At 62.6% G+C, this 17,745-nt stretch carries 17 protein-coding genes; 13 read left to right on the top strand and 4 right to left on the bottom strand.

Annotation, left to right across the window (positions count from 1 at the left end):
• The first annotated feature begins 16 nt into the window (after positions 1 to 16).
• The 11 genes from cpaB to B552_RS0109100 all read left to right on the top strand — a co-directional run bounded on the left by cpaB (position 17) and on the right by B552_RS0109100 (position 11,214).
• On the top strand, positions 17 to 859 hold the full coding sequence (gene cpaB / locus B552_RS0109150; RefSeq protein ID WP_019448709.1) for a Flp pilus assembly protein CpaB: 843 nt from the start codon (positions 17 to 19) through the stop codon (positions 857 to 859).
• Between the two features lie 67 nt (positions 860 to 926).
• Positions 927 to 2,777: a type II and III secretion system protein family protein gene (locus B552_RS0109145; protein WP_019448708.1), complete on the top strand. Its 1,851-nt coding sequence runs from the start codon at positions 927 to 929 to the stop codon at positions 2,775 to 2,777.
• 26 nt (positions 2,778 to 2,803) lie between these two features.
• A complete protein-coding gene (locus tag B552_RS0109140; protein WP_019448707.1) occupies positions 2,804 to 3,151 on the top strand; it encodes a hypothetical protein in 348 nt (115 codons plus the stop codon).
• A gap of 22 nt (positions 3,152 to 3,173) precedes the next feature.
• Entirely contained in the window at positions 3,174 to 4,490 is a 1,317-nt protein-coding gene (locus tag B552_RS0109135; protein ID WP_237718180.1) for a TadE/TadG family type IV pilus assembly protein, read from the top strand.
• A gap of 9 nt (positions 4,491 to 4,499) precedes the next feature.
• On the top strand, positions 4,500 to 5,036 hold the full coding sequence (locus B552_RS0109130; protein ID WP_019448705.1) for a TadE/TadG family type IV pilus assembly protein: 537 nt from the start codon (positions 4,500 to 4,502) through the stop codon (positions 5,034 to 5,036).
• A complete protein-coding gene (locus B552_RS0109125; RefSeq protein ID WP_019448704.1) occupies positions 5,033 to 5,491 on the top strand; it encodes a TadE family protein in 459 nt (152 codons plus the stop codon). The genes B552_RS0109130 and B552_RS0109125 overlap by 4 nt, the downstream gene beginning before the upstream one ends.
• A gap of 49 nt (positions 5,492 to 5,540) precedes the next feature.
• Complete coding sequence (locus B552_RS0109120) at positions 5,541 to 6,734, top strand: AAA family ATPase (RefSeq protein WP_019448703.1); 1,194 nt, start codon at positions 5,541 to 5,543, stop codon at positions 6,732 to 6,734.
• 52 nt (positions 6,735 to 6,786) lie between these two features.
• A complete protein-coding gene (locus tag B552_RS0109115; RefSeq protein WP_019448702.1) occupies positions 6,787 to 8,157 on the top strand; it encodes a CpaF family protein in 1,371 nt (456 codons plus the stop codon).
• Positions 8,158 to 8,199: 42 nt separating this feature from the next.
• The gene (locus B552_RS0109110; protein WP_019448701.1) at positions 8,200 to 9,177 is read left to right on the top strand and encodes a type II secretion system F family protein; all 978 of its coding nucleotides are present in this window, start codon (positions 8,200 to 8,202) and stop codon (positions 9,175 to 9,177) included.
• A 57-nt stretch (positions 9,178 to 9,234) separates the two neighbouring features.
• On the top strand, positions 9,235 to 10,209 hold the full coding sequence (locus B552_RS0109105) for a type II secretion system F family protein (protein WP_019448700.1): 975 nt from the start codon (positions 9,235 to 9,237) through the stop codon (positions 10,207 to 10,209).
• A gap of 216 nt (positions 10,210 to 10,425) precedes the next feature.
• Positions 10,426 to 11,214 carry a metallophosphoesterase gene (locus B552_RS0109100; protein WP_019448699.1) on the top strand — a complete coding sequence of 263 codons (789 nt, stop codon included), beginning with the start codon at positions 10,426 to 10,428 and terminating at the stop codon, positions 11,212 to 11,214.
• Between the two features lie 255 nt (positions 11,215 to 11,469).
• Here the strand turns inward: B552_RS0109100 and groL are convergent, their stop codons facing one another.
• The 3 genes from groL to B552_RS0109085 form a co-directional block, all read right to left on the bottom strand.
• Positions 11,470 to 13,113 carry a chaperonin GroEL gene (gene groL / locus B552_RS0109095; RefSeq protein ID WP_019448698.1) on the bottom strand — a complete coding sequence of 548 codons (1,644 nt, stop codon included), beginning with the start codon at positions 13,111 to 13,113 and terminating at the stop codon, positions 11,470 to 11,472.
• An 82-nt stretch (positions 13,114 to 13,195) separates the two neighbouring features.
• Positions 13,196 to 13,486 (bottom strand): co-chaperone GroES, encoded by a 291-nt coding sequence (gene groES / locus B552_RS0109090; protein WP_008644494.1) that lies wholly within the window; start codon positions 13,484 to 13,486, stop codon positions 13,196 to 13,198.
• A gap of 452 nt (positions 13,487 to 13,938) precedes the next feature.
• Positions 13,939 to 15,510, bottom strand: a complete 1,572-nt coding sequence (locus B552_RS0109085) for a transporter substrate-binding domain-containing protein (RefSeq protein ID WP_237718179.1) — start codon at positions 15,508 to 15,510, stop codon at positions 13,939 to 13,941.
• A gap of 201 nt (positions 15,511 to 15,711) precedes the next feature.
• On the opposite strand from B552_RS0109085, the gene B552_RS0109080 reads away from it, so the two are divergent.
• Positions 15,712 to 16,044 (top strand): DUF883 family protein, encoded by a 333-nt coding sequence (locus B552_RS0109080; RefSeq protein ID WP_019448696.1) that lies wholly within the window; start codon positions 15,712 to 15,714, stop codon positions 16,042 to 16,044.
• Positions 16,045 to 16,566: 522 nt separating this feature from the next.
• Positions 16,567 to 16,818 (top strand): GlsB/YeaQ/YmgE family stress response membrane protein, encoded by a 252-nt coding sequence (locus tag B552_RS0109075; RefSeq protein ID WP_019448695.1) that lies wholly within the window; start codon positions 16,567 to 16,569, stop codon positions 16,816 to 16,818.
• A gap of 250 nt (positions 16,819 to 17,068) precedes the next feature.
• On the opposite strand, the gene B552_RS29170 is transcribed toward B552_RS0109075, so the two are convergent.
• A complete protein-coding gene (locus tag B552_RS29170) occupies positions 17,069 to 17,683 on the bottom strand; it encodes a YadA-like family protein (protein WP_019448694.1) in 615 nt (204 codons plus the stop codon).
• Positions 17,684 to 17,745 lie beyond the last annotated feature (62 nt).

The following is a 17,745-nucleotide window of genomic DNA, read 5'->3' as shown; positions in this document are numbered from 1 at the left end:
CGTAGGGAGAGTCATCATGAAGAACACGCGAGCAATCCTGATGCTGCTGGTTGCGCTGATCGCCGGCGCGGCGGCGGTGATATCAGCATCCCGCTGGCTGCTGCAGCAGTCGTCCAGTTCGGTCAAGCAGGTGGTGGTGGCCGCGAACGATCTTGATCTCGGCCAGCCGCTCAACGGCAGCCAGCTCAAGCTCGTCAGCTGGCCCACGAGCAGCGTGCCACCGGGCGCATTCGAAGACCCGAAGTCACTGGACGGCCGGGTCGTCCGTACCAGCCTGCAGCGCGGCGAGCCGATTCTCGACGCAAAGCTGGCACCGATCGGCACCAAGGGCGGCCTGTCGGCAGTCATCAACGATGGCAAGCGCGCCATCACGGTTCGCGTCAACGACGTTGTGGGCGTGGCCGGCTTCGCGCTGCCGGGCAACTACGTCGACGTGATCGTCAATACGAACGAGGATTCCAAGAGCACGCAGAACGGCAGCATCTCGAAGATCGTGCTCGAGAAGATCCTGGTGCTGGCCGTGGCGCAGCAGGTCAGCCGTGACGACACGCAGCCGAAGGTGGTCAACGCGGTGACGCTGGAAGTCACGCCCGACCAGGCCGAGAAGCTCGACGTGGCACGCAGCGTCGGCACGCTGTCGCTGGTGCTGCGCAACCAGATGGACGTGGCCGACATCAACACCGGCGGCGCCACCAAGCACACGCTGCTCGGCAAGGGCGAACCGGCCGCACCTGCACCGGCGCCGGCTCCCACGACGCGTACGGTGGTCAAGACCCGCACGATCGTGGCCGCGCCGGCGCGCTCCGGCAATTGCGTCGGCGTTCTGGCAGGAATCCAGGGCAGCCTTGAATGCTTCTGAATGGTAGGTGACACCCGAGACACTCAACGCATTTAGAACCGCTTCACTCTCCGGGGGGAGATCCAAAATGAACCAGAAGACAACCGAAGCAGCACGCGGCACACGCATCATCGTCCTGGCCGCCATTCTCTGCACACCGCTCGCCGCCGCGGCACAGGTCGCCGTCGAGGCCGGCAATGTCGCCAAGGCCACCACGCCGGCCGCCGCGTCGGCTGGGGCCAAGGGCTCCGGGGGCCCGGTGCAGATGACCATCAGCATGACGCCCGTGCCGGCCGCACCCGCTGTGGCCGATGCACGCGGCCCGAACTGCTCCGGTGCGATCCGCAATGAATCGACAGTGATCGTACCGGTAGGCAAGTCGCAGCTGATTCCGTTGCCTGAACCCGTGCGCAACCGCACGCTGGGAAATCCGAACGTCGTGCAGGCCACAATGGTTTCGCCACAGACGCTCTATGTGCTGGGTCGCAGCGTGGGCACCACCAACATGATCGTGCAGGGCCGCAGCGGCGGCTGCAGCATCGTCAACGTGGTGGTCAACGCCGACTCGAACGGACTGCAGACCTCGCTGTCCCAGCTGCTGCCGGGCGAATCGGGGATTCGCGTGATGACCGCCGCGGACAACCTGGTGCTGACCGGTAGCGTCTCCAGTTCCCAGGCCGCCTTGCAGGCCATGGATATCGCCCAGGCCTACGCCAACGCGGCCCAGGGTGAGGGCAACAATGCCAAGAAAGGCGGCGTGCTCAACATGATGTCCGTGGACACCCCGCAACAGGTGATGCTGGAAGTGAAGGTAGCCGAGGTCTCCAAGACGCTGCTGAACCAGCTTGGCTCCGCGGTCAATATCCAGGGCGGGTTCGGTTCGTGGAGCGGTGGGCTGATCACGTCCCTGCTCACTGGTGCGTCGGCGGCCATCTTCGGCAGCAAGGCCAACAACAAGCCATTCAACTTTGCGATCGACGCGCAGAAGAACGACAGCCTGGTAAAGGTCCTTGCCGAACCGAACCTGGTCACCATCAGCGGCCAGGAAGCAAGCTTCCTCGCCGGCGGCAAGATCTACATCCCGGTTGCGCAGAGCAATGTGCTCGGTTCCGCCGCCACGATCACGCTGCAGGAGGAAGAGTTTGGCGTGGGGCTGAAGTTCACGCCGACCGTGCTGGCCAACGGCCGGATCCACCTGAAGGTTTCGCCGGAAGTATCGGAGCTGTCGCCGACTGGCGCCACGGTTAGCGGCGGCACCCTGACCGGCCAGACGATCCTGCCGCTCATCACGACCCGTCGCGCCTCCACCACCGTGCAGATGCGCGATGGCGAGAGCTTCGCGATTGGCGGCCTGCTGCAGGACAGCTCGCGCGGCGCATTGAAGGCGCTGCCTGGCGCCGGCGAAGTCCCGGTCCTTGGCACGCTGTTCCGCAGCACGCAGTTCCAGCAGGACCTGACCGAGCTGGTGTTCATCATCACGCCACGTCTGGTCAAGCCGATGCAGAACAACAACTATCCGCTGCCGACCGACAGCTTCTCCACGCCGAACGAAGGGGAGCTCTACTTCATGGGGAACATGGAAGGTCGCGGCAAGCCGATGCAGCAACCCGCGCCAGCGCCTTCGCAACCTGCCGCTCCGGCGACGGCACCGGCTCCCGTGCCTTCGGCACCGCGTAGCGAAGTCAGCCCCACGTCGGTCCCGGCAGCTCCGGTTGGCAAGCTCCTGGACGAGCCGGCGCCGTCGGCACCCGCGGTTTCGCCTGCGCCCGTGGCGACTGCGGGGCCGCGGCCGCCCCAGGTGCCCGTGCCTGACATCGCGACCACCACATCGGTCGAGGACAACAGCATGCGCGTCGCGCGTATCGAAGCAACCGCCGCCCGCCTGGCCCAGGCGCGAGCCGCGGCCGCAGCCAGCCCCAGCACTTCTGGCAGCAACTGAACCGCCGCGCCACAAGGAGAACGACCATGAACAAGACACTGAAGCTTTCGCGCGGCGCCGCCGCCCTGGCACTTGTCTCGCTGTCCTGCCTCGGGCTGTCGGCCTGCATGACCACCACCCCCACCTGGGACCAGCATAGGGGCGAGGCACTCGCCACGGTCATGCAATTGCAGATCATCAACCCCGATGCGCCGGCCGGACTGCCCACCGTCGATGGCACCGACGGCAAGACCGCGGTGGCCGCCATGAGGAACTTCGACCGCTCGCTGATCCGGGTCCAGAACGGCGGGGGTAACGGCGGCGGCTTCGCCATCGACTTCGGTGCCGGCGGCGGATATGGCGGTGTCGGCATGGGCGGTGGCAGCCAGCGCTAAGCACGCCGAGGGGAGCACCATCATGTCCAGAATCGGGTCTCGCGGCATGTCGCTACCTCGCATTCATGCGAGGCAGCGCGGCGCCGTCGCCATCATCGTCGCCCTGATGATCGTGGTGCTGGTCGGATTCATCGGCCTGGCACTCGATCTGGGCAAGCTGTACGTGAGCAAGAGCGAGTTGCAGAACCGGGCGGATTCGTGCGCGCTGGCCGCGGCACGCGATCTGACCGGTGCAACGCCGCTCAGCGTGTCGGAAGCGGCAGGCTATACATCTGGGGCGCGCAATCTGGTGCTGTTCCAGGGCAACCTGGGACAACTACCGGGCGGCGCATCCACCGAGACCGTGACATACAGCGATTCGCTGTCGGACCCCTTCCTGGACAAGGGCTCGGTCACCTACGCACTGAACACCATCAAGTACGTGAAGTGCGAGATTGTGCGCGGCGGAATTGCGAACTGGTTCGTCCAGGTTCTCGATGTCTTTCGCGGGGCTGGCGCCCAAATGGGACCAAGCACGGTTGCCGCCATGGCGGTGGCAACGACCACCTCGGCCCAGACTACCTGCGCGATCCCGGTGTATATCTGCAAACCCGGCACGGCGACTCCGCCAGCACCAAGCAGCTACGCAATTGGAGACTGGCTAACTGCGAAAGTCGGGACATCGGGTGGCGGGGTCTACGGGGGTGGGAATTTCGGATGGGCCGATCTGACCGGTGGCAGTGGCAACACTGCGACTCTGGCCAACCAGCTTCAGGGGGCTGGGCAATGCAACCTGCCCGCCGTGAACTCCCAGATCGGCACGACCGGCAACAAGGCCTCGCTCGCGGACTCGTGGAACAGCCGCTTCGGCGTCATCACGAACAAGACCTATGGCGTGACAGACTTTACGGGCTTTGCCTATACACCCACGTCATGGACTGCGCAAAAAAACGCGTACAACGGCTCGTCAACTGACAGCACGGGACTCCTCACGAATCAGCCGAATTTCCTGACGGCCCGCAAGAGCTACACGCCGTATCAGGGTGACTCTGCCGCCGGGCTGAATACGAAAGGCAACGCCGCCAGTCAAGCCACCTATCAAGCTGGCGCTGACCGCCGCCTGGTACTGGCGCCGATTGTCGACTGCACGAATTTCGCAACACCGGGCACGCACCAGGCAACCGTGACGGGCTGGGCATGCATGCTGATGCTCGACCCCATGCAGCAGGGCGGCAACATCGACACCGTGCATCTCGAGTATCGCGGCGACTCGAGCATGCCGGGCAGCCCCTGCGCGACACAGGGCATGCCGGGCGCGAATACCGGTGTCGGCCCGCTCGTCCCGGTGCTGGTGCAATAGGAGTCAACCATGAAGCGGCTGATAAACCTCCACAGTCACGCCACCAGGCACATCAACAAGCGCCAGCGTGGCGTTGCCGCGGTCGAGTTCGGCATCATGCTGGTGCCGTTGCTACTGATGGCTTGCGGCGTGGCCGAGTTCGGACGCGCGATCTACCAGTACGACACGCTGACCAAAGCCACGCGTTCGGCTGCACGGTATCTGTCGCAGTACTCACCGGATGACGTCGCATACCCCATGGCAGCCACCCAGTGTCTCGCGGCCTACGGCAACACCGCCTGCTCCGGTCAACCGCTGGTACCCGGGCTGACTACCGCCATGGTCATCATCTGCGATCGCGTCAATGGAGCAAACAATTGCCCCGGCCAGGCCTTCAGCAACGTTTCGACCTACGACAACCCGGCAGGCACCGGTTCGCCCGCAGGCACCATCAACCTGGTCGCCGTCAAGATCAGTGGCTTCGTCTATTCGCCAGTGCAATCGTTCATCAACGTATCTGGCCTGACGTTCGGCGACATCACCACCGTCATGAGGCAAGTGCTATGAAACACTGCGCCCTTCCCCTCCGTTTCGCCCGTCAGCGCGGCGTCGCCGCGGTGGAGTTCGCCCTCATTGCCGGCGTGTTCTTTACGCTGCTGATCGGCATCGTCGAATTTTCGCGCGTGCTGTTCTACTGGAACACCGCTGCCGAGGTGACGCGCCTGGCCGCGCGGACAGCCGTGGTCTGCGACTCGGACTCCGCCGTCATCAAGTCCAGGATGGAAAACCTGCTGCCGCTGCTGCAGGATTCGAACATCAGCGTGTCCTACTTGCCTACCGGCTGCGACATCGACACTGCCACCGCGCGCGCCACCTGCCAGACCGTCACCGTCAGCGTGACCAACGTCACCATTGCAACCGTGATTCCGGTGATGCGGCTGCGGATCGGCATGCCGCCCTTCACGACCACCATGACGCGCGAAAGCATGCAGACATCGACCGGCGGTGCGGTATGCAGCTGATGCGTCACGACCCATCCTTCCCATCCGCCCCGAACATCGCGAGGACACCATGCTGAAGATCCTGATCGCATCCGATGACGCCGAACGGCTGGCGGAGATCAACCGGCTCACCGCTGCCGCCGGCAACTTCCAGACCATGTCGCTGCAGGAAGGACTGGCGCGATTGCCACTCCAGGCAAGCCGGCTGCGCTTGGCCGACCTGCTGATCCTCGAACTGTCGGATATCGGGCCCGCGCAGATGTTCGCGGTGGAAACACTGCGCCAGCAACATCCGGAACTGCCCTGCATCCTGATCACGCAGTCCCAGGATTCCAGCGTGTTGCTCAAGGCGATTCGCGCCGGCGTCTGCGACGTGCTTTCATGGCCGCCGGACAAGGCACAGCTTGCCGAGGCACTGAAGCGGGTGGAAGCGACGCATGTTCCGCGCACGCATGAAGTGGCGCAGGTCATCTCGATTATCTCGTGCAAGGGCGGCGCGGGTACCAGCTTCGTCGCCGCGAATCTTGGGGATGCCCTGGCGCGTCACCTCGGCAAGCGCGTGCTAGTGGTGGACCTGAACCGGCACTTTGGAGACCTCACGCACATCGTGACCGATCAGGCGCCACCGAGCACGCTGCCGGAAATCTGCAGCCAGATCGACCGCATGGACGCGGCCTTTCTGGAGGCCTGCCTCATACATGTTGACAACGGATTCGACATGCTCGCGGGCGCCTCCGATCCGGTGAAGGCCAGCCAGATCCAGAAGGAAAAGCTCGAGTGGATCCTGTCGGTCATGCAGCCGAACTACGACTATGTGATCTTCGATATCGGGCAGAGCATCGATCCGCTATCGATTGGCATCCTGGACCACAGCGACCGCATCTGCGTGGTGGCCGAACCAAGCATTGCCTTTGGCCGTCCCGGCCGGCGGCTCATCGACATCCTGCGCGCACTGCATTACCCCGAAGACAAGATCCGCGTGGTACTCAACCGCGTGGGCCGCAAGAACGAAGTGCCGCGCGCCACGATGGAAGACATTCTTGGCATCAAGGTGGCATTCGCCCTGCCAGACGACCCGTCGGTGGTGGATGAAGCCGTGAGCCATGGCGAGCCCGTTGCAAAGCTGAGCAAACGCAGCGGCATCACTCGCGCGCTGCAGGCCATGGCCATGCACCTGTCCCCCGCGCAGGAAGCCGAGCGGCGCAGCCGACAGGAAAGCGTATCCCCCTTGCGCAAGCTGATGCTGCGCGCCAGGAGCACCTGAGTCAGCCAGATCCTGACCGCCTGAACCGAACACATCTAGCAAGGAGCCCATCATGTCAATCCGCGAACAGCTCGCCAGTGCCGGGGCGCCATACACGGCCAATGGCCATGCCGCCATCCACTTCGCCATGTCGACGAACACAACGTCGCCGGGCTACCACGCGCTCAAGCGCGACGTGCACGAAACCGTGCTGGACCGCGTGGAACTGGAGCGTCTGGCGCACTTCCCGCAGGAGCAGGTGCGCCAGGAGATTACCGCGCTGGTGAACCTGATCATCGACGAACAGAAGGTACTGCTCAACGACAACGAGCGCCGGCAGCTCACCGTGGAGATTTATGACGAGATGTTCGGATTCGGGCCACTGGAACCGCTGCTGAAGGATCCGACGGTCTCTGACATCCTGGTCAACACGGCACGGCAGACCTATGTGGAGCGGCGCGGCAAGCTCGAACTGACGGACGTGGTGTTCTACGACGATGCGCATCTGATGAAGGTCATCGAGAAGATCGTGTCGCGCGTGGGGCGCCGCATCGACGAGACCAGCCCCATGGTCGATGCCCGCCTGCCGGACGGATCGCGCGTCAACGCGATCATCCCACCCTCGGCCATCGACGGACCGCTGCTGTCGATTCGGCGCTTCGCGGTGACTCCGCTGCAGGTGGCCGACCTGGTGCAGTTGAAGAGCCTGACGCAACCGATGGCGCAACTGCTGCAGGCGCTGGCACATGCGAAGGTGAACGTCCTGGTCTCGGGCGGCACGGGTAGCGGCAAGACCACGCTTCTGAACATCCTGTCGGGTTTCATCCCGGAGGACGAGCGCGTGGTGACCATCGAGGATGCCGCTGAACTGCAACTGCGCCAGCCCCACGTACTGCGCCTGGAAACGCGGCCGCCCAACATCGAGGGCAAGGGTGAGATCACGCAGCGCGCGCTGGTACGCAATGCGTTGCGGATGCGCCCGGACCGCATCATCCTCGGCGAAATCCGTGGCGGCGAGGCGCTGGACATGCTCAACGCCATGAACACCGGCCACGAAGGCTCGCTGACGACCATCCACGCGAACACGCCGCGCGATGCGCTGACGCGGCTCGAAAACATGGTCAGCATGGCGGGCCTGTCCATGCCAGCCAAGGCCATGCGGCAGCAGATCGCTTCGGCGATCACCGTCGTCGTGCAGGCCGCCCGCCTGACTGACGGACGGCGCAAGATCATCAGCATCCAGGAGATCACCGGCATGGAGGGCGACGTCATCAATACGCAGGAAATCTTCACCTTCCAGCGTACTGGCGTAGCCGAGGATGGCACCGTCCGCGGCCACTTCAGGGCCACCGGCGTGTATCCGAAGTTCGCCGAGCGGCTGCGCGTATTCGGCGTCGGGCTGCCAGACGAAACCTATGACCCTGCACGGCGCTTTGAAGTCTGAGCCGATGCACTGATCAACCAGAACATCTCCGGGGGGTAGCACATGAGCACGATCTTTTATGCCTTCGGCATCCTGCTGTTCGTGGCCGTGGTGCTCGGTGTCGAAGCCGTCTACCTGTGGTGGAACAACGCCCACGGCCCAGCAGCCAAACGCATCGAAGCGCGCCTGAGGGCGCTCTCGGCGGGCGGGCATGTCAGTGCCGAACGCCTGTCCATTCTCAAGAAGCGTCTGCTCAGCGATTCGCCACGCATGCAGCGCTGGTTGATGAGCGTGCCGCGCATTGCCGGACTGGACCGTTGGCTGGAGCAGTCCGGCAGCACGTGGTCCGTGGCACAGTTGTTCGGCTTCTGCGGACTGGTGGTGCTATGCACGGTGGCGCTGATTCCACTGGTACCCGTTCCGCTGGTCGTGATGCTGGGGGGAGCGGCATTCGTCTGGATCCTGCCCTTCCTGCACGTCATGCGGTTGCGCACCAAGCGGCTCAAGCAGATGGAAGTGCAACTGCCTGATGCCGTGGACATGATCAGCCGCGCACTGCGCGCCGGGCACGCGTTTGCCGGTGCACTGGGAATGGTTGGCCAGGAGATGAAGGCGCCCCTGGGGCCAGAGTTCCGCACCACATTCGAAGAGATCAACTACGGCGTTGCGCTTGATGAGGCCATGACCAACCTCGCCATTCGCGTGCCGGTGGGCGACCTTCGCTACTTCGTCATCGCGGTGCTGATCCAGCGCGAGAGTGGCGGCAATCTCGCCGAGATCCTCGACACCATTGCGACGATGGTGCGCGAGCGGCTGAAGCTCTTCGACAAGATTCGCGTGTTGTCGGCGGAAGGAAAGCTCTCCGCGTGGATTCTCGGGCTGCTTCCGTTTGGCACGGCGGGCCTGATCCTGATCGTCAATCCGGGCTTCATGAAGGTGCTGTGGGAGGATCCGCTCGGATGGAAGATGGTCGGCGGCGCATTGGTGTCGATGATCTCCGGCGTGTTCTGGATGCGCAAGATCATCCGTATCCGGGTATGAAGAAGCCAATAACAACAAGCAGGCTTGGGCAGTGGACATCCTGAGGGGGAGTCGATCATGCAAGACATCATGCAGGGGTTTCAGGCCGAACAGTTGATCGTGCTGGCGCTGGTCTTTGTTGCGGCGTTCGGCACGGTACTCGGCGTGCTTTACGTATTCTCGCCGGACCGCATGCGTGGCAGGATGGAGCAGATCGCCAGCGAAACCGGCGGCGGCTTTGCGGGCGATTCCGGGCAACAGCAAGCGTTGATCGAGAAGCTCGTGCGGTGGGCGCAGCCTGTCTCGCGGCTCTCGCTGCCCAAGGAAGGTTGGGAAAATTCGCAACTTCGCGTGCGCTTCATGAACGCGGGATGGCGAAGCGCAAGCGCCGCCCCGCTGTACTTCGCTGCAAAGACGGTGCTTGCGGTGGCGCTGCCGATGGTGGGACTGGTTGCGACGGCCAGTACCCCGGCCTTTCAGCAGCAGAGCGCGATGTTTGCGTTGCTGGCGGTGCTGGCGGCCATCGGCTATTACGCCCCCAACCTCGTGCTGTCCCGCAAAGTGAAGCAACGCCAGCGAACGGTGTTCGAGGAGTTCCCCGACGTCATCGACTTGCTGACGGTTTGCGTGGAAGCCGGCCTCGGGCTCGACGCCGCACTGATGCGCGTGTCCGACGAACTCGCGTTGCGCTGCCCCGTCCTGGCCGATGAGCTGCAGCTGATGCTGCTGGAGCTGCGCTCGGGATTCTCGAAGGAGAAGGCGCTGAGCAACCTGTCGCTGCGCACGGGCGTGGAAGACGTCGACAAGTTCGCGTCCATGCTGATCCAGGCGGACAGGTTTGGTACAAGCCTTGGCGAGTCGTTGCGCGTGCTATCCGACATGCTGCGCACCAAACGTCGCATGCGCGCCGAGGAACAGGCGGCAAAGATCGCGCTGAAGCTGCTCTTTCCGCTGATTTTCACAATCTTCCCCTCGCTTCTGCTGGTGCTGCTGGGGCCGGCATTCATCCAGATCTACAGGGTGCTGCTGCCGACCATGACAGGCGGCAACTAACACCACCTCCAACGGCACATTGCCTTTGCGGTTCCCCCGGCTGTCTGGCCCTGGTGCAACACCAGGTGGACAGTCTTGCCCGGACTTGGTCCGGGCTTTTCTGCTTGGGGCGCCAGCATTTCATCGCGAGCGGACTCGCTGCTTGACCATCGCCCAAGTCTTCTTAAGAATGCATGGAGATAAATCCCTCCCACACGGCTGTCAGGAATCAGGCCCATGAAACTCCGCATCCTGAGCGATCTGCATATCGAACACAACATGCCCGAGGCCGTGCCGGCCTGCGCCGCGGACCTGACGATCCTGGCCGGCGACATCGCCAATGGCCGCGACGGCCTGGACTGGGCGGCGCGCGTGTTCGATGGCCCCGTGATCTACGTACCCGGCAATCACGAGTACTACGAAAGCACGTTCGATACGGTCGACCGGCAGATGATCGACGCGGCCGAGCAATGGCCCAACGTGACGCTGCTCAACAATGCCGTGGCCGACTTCGAGGATGCCGATGGCCAGCGCGTGCGCGTGATTGGCACCACGTGGTGGAGCGACTACTGCCTGTATGGCGCCAACCGCATCGACGAGGCGATGGAGGCCTGCTCGCGCGTGATGGTCGATCATCGGCTGATTGCCACCGCCGATGGCCACGGGCAGCATCGCCTGTTCACGCCTGCCGACGCGCTCGCGCTGCATCGCACGGCCACCGCGTGGCTGACGGATGCATTGGCGCAACCGTTCGACGGCAAGACCGTGGTCGTCACCCATCATGGCCCCGACCTTGGCAGCCTGGACGCGCGCTACGCGCATGACATTGTCTCGGCCGGCTTCATCTCGCGCAGGCCCGATCTCGTCGCGCAGGCCGACCTGTGGGTCCACGGCCATACGCATACGAGCTTCGACTACTGGATCGACGATTCGCGCGTGGTGTGCAACCCGCGCGGTTACATCTCGCGGCGTACCGGCGTGCCGGAGAATCTGGTGTTCGACTGGGGCAAGGTCGTGGAGGTGTGATTGGCTGACGCCGGTTCTTTCTCCCCTCTCCCGCAAGCGGGAGAGGGGGCGGGGGAGAGGGCGAGCGGTTGAATTCGCGACAAGTCGCAATTTGAACCTCAACGCCCTCTCCCCCAACCCCTCTCCCACAACGTGGGAGAGGGGAGCAAACAACCAATAACCAGACTCCATCGCCCAAAAACAAAAACCCCCGAGGGCTTGCACCCTCGGGGGTTTTTTACAGACAGGCTGATTGGCTCAGCAGTCCGGCGTGATTTACATCATGCCTTCCATGCCGCCCATGCCGCCCATGCCGCCCGGCATTGCCGGAGCCGACTCTTCCTTCGGCGTTTCGGCCACGGCGCAGTCGGTCGTCAGCATCAGCGAAGCCACCGAAGCGGCGTTCTGCAGCGCGGTGCGGGTCACCTTGGTCGGGTCCAGCACGCCCATTTCCACCAGGTCGCCGTACTCGCCCGAAGCCGCGTTGTAACCGTAGTTACCCTTGCCTTCGATGACCTTGGCCACCACGACCGAAGCTTCTTCACCAGCGTTCAGCACGATCTGGCGCAGCGGCTCTTCCATGGCGCGCAGCACGATCTTGATACCGGCGTTCTGGTCGGGGTTCTCGCCGTGCAGGCCGGCGATGGCGGCGCGGGCACGCAGCAGGGCCACACCACCGCCCGGGACGATGCCTTCTTCCACGGCAGCGCGAGTGGCGTGCAGAGCATCTTCCACGCGGGCCTTCTTTTCCTTCATTTCGACTTCGGTGGCAGCGCCAACCTTGATCACCGCAACACCGCCGGCCAGCTTGGCCACGCGCTCTTGCAGCTTCTCACGGTCGTAGTCCGAGGTGGCTTCTTCGATCTGGGCGCGGATCTGCTTCACGCGGCCTTCGATCGCAGCTGCGTCGCCGGCGCCGTCGATGATGATGGTGTTTTCCTTGCCGATCTCGATGCGCTTGGCTTGGCCCAGGTCTTGCAGCGTGGCCTTTTCCAGCGTCAGGCCGATTTCCTCGGCGATCACGGTACCGCCGGTCAGGATGGCGATGTCTTCCAGCATGGCCTTGCGGCGGTCGCCGAAGCCCGGAGCCTTGACGGCGGCGGTCTTCAGGATGCCACGGATGTTGTTCACCACCAGCGTGGCCAGGGCTTCGCCTTCCACGTCTTCAGCGATGATCAGCAGCGGGCGGCCAGCCTTGGCCACTTGCTCCAGCACCGGCAGCAGGTCACGGATGTTCGAAACCTTCTTGTCGAACAGCAGCACGAACGGGCTGTCCAGCTGAACAACCTGCTTTTCCGGGTTGTTGATGAAGTACGGCGACAGGTAGCCGCGATCGAACTGCATGCCTTCCACGACTTCCAGCTCGTCGGCCAGCGACTTGCCGTCTTCCACGGTGATCACGCCTTCCTTGCCAACCTTGTCCATGGCTTCGGCAATGCGCTCGCCGATCGAGGCGTCGCTGTTGGCCGAGATCGCGCCAACCTGGGCGATTTCCTTGCTGGTGGTGGTCGGCTTGCTCAGCTTCTTCAGCTCTTCGACGGCGGCGCCAACGGCCTTGTCGATACCGCGCTTCAGGTCCATCGGGTTCATGCCGGCGGCCACGAACTTCATGCCTTCGCGGACGATCGACTGGGCCAGCACGGTTGCGGTGGTGGTACCGTCACCGGCGTTGTCGCTGGTCTTGGAAGCCACTTCCTTGACCATCTGCGCGCCCATGTTCTGCAGCTTGTCCTTCAGTTCGATTTCCTTGGCCACGGACACGCCGTCCTTGGTCACGGTCGGGCCGCCGAAGCTGCGCTCCAGCACCACGTTGCGGCCCTTCGGGCCCAGGGTCACCTTCACTGCGTTGGCGAGAATGTTCACGCCTTCAACCATCTTGGCGCGTGCGGCGTCGCCGAACACTACGTCTTTTGCTGCCATGTTCTGAATCTCCGAATCTGGATGGATGCGTCCCGCTGGACTTCAGGGGACGATCAGGAATTGGGTACGTTGGGCGCGTCGATTACTTGTTGACGACAGCCATGATGTCTTCTTCGCGCATGACCAGCAGTTCCTGGCCATCCACCTTCACGCCCTGGCCGGCGTACTTGCCGAACAGCACGCGGTCACCCACCTTGACGTCGAGGGCGATGTTGTTGCCCTTGTCATCCTTCTTGCCGGGGCCAATGGCGAGCACTTCGCCTTGATCGGGCTTCTCGGCAGCATTGTCGGGAATCACGATGCCGGACGCGGTCTTGGTTTCGTTGTCCAGACGCTTCACGATCACACGGTCGTGCAGAGGACGCAGGTTCATACGGACTCCTAAATACAAAAAGTGAGTTTTGATTCACAAAATGGCCGTCCGGAAATGACGGCCATCAAGGTCGGGTACAGCAGTTTTGGGTACCGCGGGGGAGGCTGTTGGTGCTGTTAGCACTCTCCCCCAGCGAGTGCTAATTATAGGGACGGGGTATTTCGTTTTCAAGACGACGACTGAATGGGGGTTTTCCCGGGGGGCAGCCTATCTGGTGTCGAGATTCACTCAACGTTGAACTTTGTTCACTTAACGCTGCACTCACATGCGACCGGCGCAGCGAACAATCAACAAAAATGTCATTATAAATCAATAGCTTACAAAAAACCTTGGCACTCCCTCCGCATGTCACAAGATCCGCCAGGCGTGTCCATCCGGGGAGTCTGGCTCAGCCACTGTATCCGAAGCCACCAGCCGCACATCCTGCTCGGCGCCTCTCGGCCATCGCCTTTCTATCGCACTTCTCGCTCTACCCCGGCTCGCTCACTCTCAGCCTCAGCCATCAAGCGATACGAGACGTAGTACTTGTAGATATTGCGCACGTAGATGGTGGTTTCCATGCCGATCTTCTCCGCGACGACAATCTCGACATTGTTGAACCATTTGTCCGGATCAAGTCCACGCCGAGCGGCCTCCGTGCGCATTCTGGCAATGTTCGACGGGCCGGCGTTATAGCTCGCGAACGCGAACAGCGTGCGGTCGTCTGCGCTGAAGTGGGCGTCCGGGAAATGCTGGGTCATCAGTTGATCCATGTATTTCGCACCGGCGTGGATGTTGGCATCCGCCACCTTGATGTCACCCACGTTCAACTGCTTGCCCGTTGCGGGCAAGATCTGCATGATGCCGATGGCGCCCATGCGGCTGCGCATGCGCTGATCAAGCCGTGACTCCTGGTAGCCTTGCGCCGCGAGCATCAGCGGATCGAAATCATACTGCTTGCCGTATTTCCGAAAGATCGCGAGGGTCAGTGCAAAGCGCTTAAGTCCGTCCGCCTCGCTGCTGTCGTGGATCTGGGTGAAGCGCCGCATGTATTGCTGGAGGCGAGATTCGACCACGTCCAGCCTTATGACATAGTTGCGATAGAAGTCCGTGAGCACAGCCTTCAACTGCGGACTGTTCTTGCGAATTGCCCAGCCGATCTCGCCGCCAGTTCGCACAGTGAGGTCATCGTGCACCCTGACGTTCGGCAGTATCGCGGCCCACAGGTGTGCTTTGTAGTCATCGACAATCAGAATCTGCAGCAGGCCGACGTTGAGCATTTCCAGCGCATCCTCGTCTTCGAGCGCGTCGGGCAGCAGCACGACCTTCATCGGCAGCTTGCCGCGAGCCTTCAGGCGCGCGTTGAGTGCGATCAGGCTCTCGTAGTAGCTGGACGAGCGCCGCACGTGCACCGTCTTGCCGGCCATGTCGTCCAGCGTCGCTAGCGCAGGGGATTTCGGCCCGGTCACCACCAGCTCTCGCACCGGCGTGAGGTTGCGCGGCGCGGCAAAGTCGACCACTTTCAACCGCTCGCTGGTGACAGTGAGACTACCGGCAGCGATATCGCCAAGACCAGCGTTCAGGTTCGGGAGCAACCGGTCGCGTGTAGTGGGGATGACATACACCGTGAGCGGCCGGCTGCCCAGGCGGTCCGCGTAGGTCGCGTTGACATACCGCTCAAAGTCACGAACGAGTTCAACGGTCAGCCCGCCTTCGCGGCCCCTGTCATTGAAATAGAGCGTGCGGCTATAGGGCACCAGCACGCGAAGCTCGTGCCGCGCCAGCATCGCATCGAAGTCGCCCTGCCATGCGGTGCTGGGGAGACTGAGTTGGCGCTCGGCCGCAGGGGCGCCCCCCGGCGCTGCAGGCGGTATTGCGGCGGCGGCTTGCTGTATGGCAAGGGCAATGATCCATAGCAGGCCAACTACCGGCCGGAACAGGTGCGTAGAACGCATCGCGGGCACCCCCTTGTGCGCCCGCTGCAACTCTCGAATTGCTCGCCTGTTCGGGCGAGTCTGGTTGGAAAATGCACCGGTGCCGCACATGACCGGCAGATGCCCGCCCCGCGACCTGCCTGCACGTGGCGAATTCTGCCGGGAAACCACATATGTTCATTTCAGCACTGATGTGGGCTGGCCGCAATCGAGCCCGCTTGTTACGCTGTGCCGTCAACACAAGCCTATATTTGACACAGTGCAAGTCGTGAAGCCGATGCACCGCAACTATTTCGCTGACAGGAGGGCGAGATGAACGATATTCAATCCAATTTTTCCATGCACAAGGACGCCTTGGCCCGCGACGTTGATGCGTTGATGACTGACGTGCAGGCGCTTCTTCATGATGTCAAGACCGAAACCGGCGTAGGGGCCAACCTCGGGCACCATGTACTAAAGGCCCGCCAGCGCGCGCTGCAGGACCGTCTTGTTGCGCTTCGTGAAGAGAGCCGCGCCAGAGTTTCCGAGTGGACAACAACGACCGATCGCTACGTCCGTGAGCATCCGTGGCAAAGCCTGGGTACCGTGGCCGCCATCGCGGCAGCCACAGGTGCTATCGTCGCGCTGGCCGCCAGCCGCCGTTAGGCATTCGCGACGGCGCCGGCCTGGCAACGCAACGTGGTAGTAATGCATCGGCCACATTGCTTTTGCCATGCCGGCAAATGAGCGTCAGGCACGAAGTCCGGGGCTGTCGATTACTCAATACTTGGACCAGTCAGGCGTGCCAGTTGGGCCGACACCGCCAGAGCGCCCGCTCGCTGAAGCTCGAGTGTAAATCTGTTGCCTTGTGCGCCGAGCCAGGCATTTTTTCCACATGCCCCGGGCGATCGAGGGTGACCAACCGAGCCCGAGACTCTGCGAGATTCGTGCAAATCGCATAAATACTAATGGTGCCAGGAATGTCAAGACGTGTGACAGGACTCGTGACGCGTCGAACGTCAATGCATTAATGCATTGCGTCTTGGGACGATGTTGCTGAATCGAATAGCGGGTTCGATGCTTGGGACGTTCAGGCGCAGCCATCTAAGCCTTACGTCCCATGGCACAAGCGCCGGCAATGCCTATTCTCGATCTCGTTGGAGACCAATAAATCTGGAGCGATAAATCATGGGACACGGTTTGATTGCATGGATTGTGATAGGGGCGATTGCAGGGTGGTTGGCGGGAGTCGTGGTGAAAGGGGGCGGTTTCGGCTTGCTTGTTGACATCATCGTAGGTATTGCGGGCGCATTCATTGGCGGTTGGCTGGCGGGCGTGCTTGGCATTTCGACAGGAGGGGGGTGGATTGCCTCGATCATCACGGCATTGATCGGCGCAGTCATTCTTCTATTTGTTATCCGGCTTATCAAACGAGCGTAAGCGCAATACCGGCACAACAGATGTCCCCATGGTCATTGAGCATCTGGAGCCGAGTGACTGTTCGCGACGAGGATCATGAGAATCAGCTCGCCTGCAGCTTCAGGTTCAAGGATGCGCTCGGCTGCCAAGGCGTGCCAGACGTTCACCTACGCGTGGGCGACGACGACCATCACGCGCGCTTCACGAGTTCGGTTAGTCGCTCAGTACTTCACGCGCTTTGCACGAAAGAGTGTCTTGCCATGAGCGCGCCCTACCAGGAATATCCCACGCCGGTGTTGAACAGCACGCGGTTGCCGCCACTTGCGCTCGCTCCGGCCTTGAAGATAAGGTTCGGCCCGATGTGCGCACTGCCACCGATCGCAAGCGCCGCATAGCCTGCATAGGCACCGACTCCCGCTCCCAACTGGAATGTCTTGCCCTGCTCCACCTGAGGCAGTCCAGCGAGTGCACCCGCCATCGCCACGCCGGTATATGCCGATCGAGCCACGTCATTGACGCTCTGTTGTACCCCCTGCAATTGCGACACGTTCACTGCGTCCGTTGGATTGACGCCCGGCGCCACGTTGGTAATACGTCGTTCGTTACCAGGCGAGCCAACCGATACGGTATTAGGCTGGTCTGCGACCGAATTGGCACCGAGCGCCACGCTGTTCGATGCAATGGCAGTCGAACCGGCACCGAGCGCAACGGCATTGGCCCCGAGCGCTGTTGCGTTGGCGCCGACCGCGACAGTGGGGTCGCCTATGGCCTGGCTCTGATAGCCAATCGCAACCGAGCCCTGGTTGGTCGCAGTGGATCTGAATCCAATCGCCGTGGTATTGGCATCCTGCGCGAGCGATTGGGATCCGTACGCCGTTGCGCCCATAGCCGTGGTTGTCGTTGTAGCGCCGTTGACACCTGCGATAGTGCCGGCATTGGCGCAAAGAC

Source organism: Cupriavidus sp. BIS7 (genome assembly GCF_000292345.1).
Classification (GTDB): domain Bacteria; phylum Pseudomonadota; class Gammaproteobacteria; order Burkholderiales; family Burkholderiaceae; genus Cupriavidus.
This window is presented reverse-complemented; position numbering and strand designations above follow the sequence as displayed.

Bases quoted from the DNA above. Each gene is read 5' to 3' on its own strand.
- groES (WP_008644494.1), bottom strand. From the start codon at position 13,486: ATGAACCTGCGTCCTCTGCACGACCGTGTGATCGTGAAGCGTCTGGAC.
- B552_RS0109130 (WP_019448705.1), top strand. From the start codon at position 4,500: ATGAAGCGGCTGATAAACCTCCACAGTCACGCCACCAGGCACATCAAC.
- cpaB (WP_019448709.1), top strand. From the start codon at position 17: ATGAAGAACACGCGAGCAATCCTGATGCTGCTGGTTGCGCTGATCGCC.
- B552_RS0109135 (WP_237718180.1), top strand. From the start codon at position 3,174: ATGTCCAGAATCGGGTCTCGCGGCATGTCGCTACCTCGCATTCATGCG.
- B552_RS0109115 (WP_019448702.1), top strand. From the start codon at position 6,787: ATGTCAATCCGCGAACAGCTCGCCAGTGCCGGGGCGCCATACACGGCC.
- B552_RS0109085 (WP_237718179.1), bottom strand. From the start codon at position 15,510: ATGTGCGGCACCGGTGCATTTTCCAACCAGACTCGCCCGAACAGGCGA.
- B552_RS0109145 (WP_019448708.1), top strand. From the start codon at position 927: ATGAACCAGAAGACAACCGAAGCAGCACGCGGCACACGCATCATCGTC.
- B552_RS0109120 (WP_019448703.1), top strand. From the start codon at position 5,541: ATGCTGAAGATCCTGATCGCATCCGATGACGCCGAACGGCTGGCGGAG.
- B552_RS29170 (WP_019448694.1), bottom strand. From the start codon at position 17,683: ATGGGCGCAACGGCGTACGGATCCCAATCGCTCGCGCAGGATGCCAAT.
- B552_RS0109075 (WP_019448695.1), top strand. From the start codon at position 16,567: ATGGGACACGGTTTGATTGCATGGATTGTGATAGGGGCGATTGCAGGG.
- B552_RS0109140 (WP_019448707.1), top strand. From the start codon at position 2,804: ATGAACAAGACACTGAAGCTTTCGCGCGGCGCCGCCGCCCTGGCACTT.
- B552_RS0109100 (WP_019448699.1), top strand. From the start codon at position 10,426: ATGAAACTCCGCATCCTGAGCGATCTGCATATCGAACACAACATGCCC.
- B552_RS0109105 (WP_019448700.1), top strand. From the start codon at position 9,235: ATGCAAGACATCATGCAGGGGTTTCAGGCCGAACAGTTGATCGTGCTG.
- B552_RS0109110 (WP_019448701.1), top strand. From the start codon at position 8,200: ATGAGCACGATCTTTTATGCCTTCGGCATCCTGCTGTTCGTGGCCGTG.
- groL (WP_019448698.1), bottom strand. From the start codon at position 13,113: ATGGCAGCAAAAGACGTAGTGTTCGGCGACGCCGCACGCGCCAAGATG.
- B552_RS0109125 (WP_019448704.1), top strand. From the start codon at position 5,033: ATGAAACACTGCGCCCTTCCCCTCCGTTTCGCCCGTCAGCGCGGCGTC.
- B552_RS0109080 (WP_019448696.1), top strand. From the start codon at position 15,712: ATGAACGATATTCAATCCAATTTTTCCATGCACAAGGACGCCTTGGCC.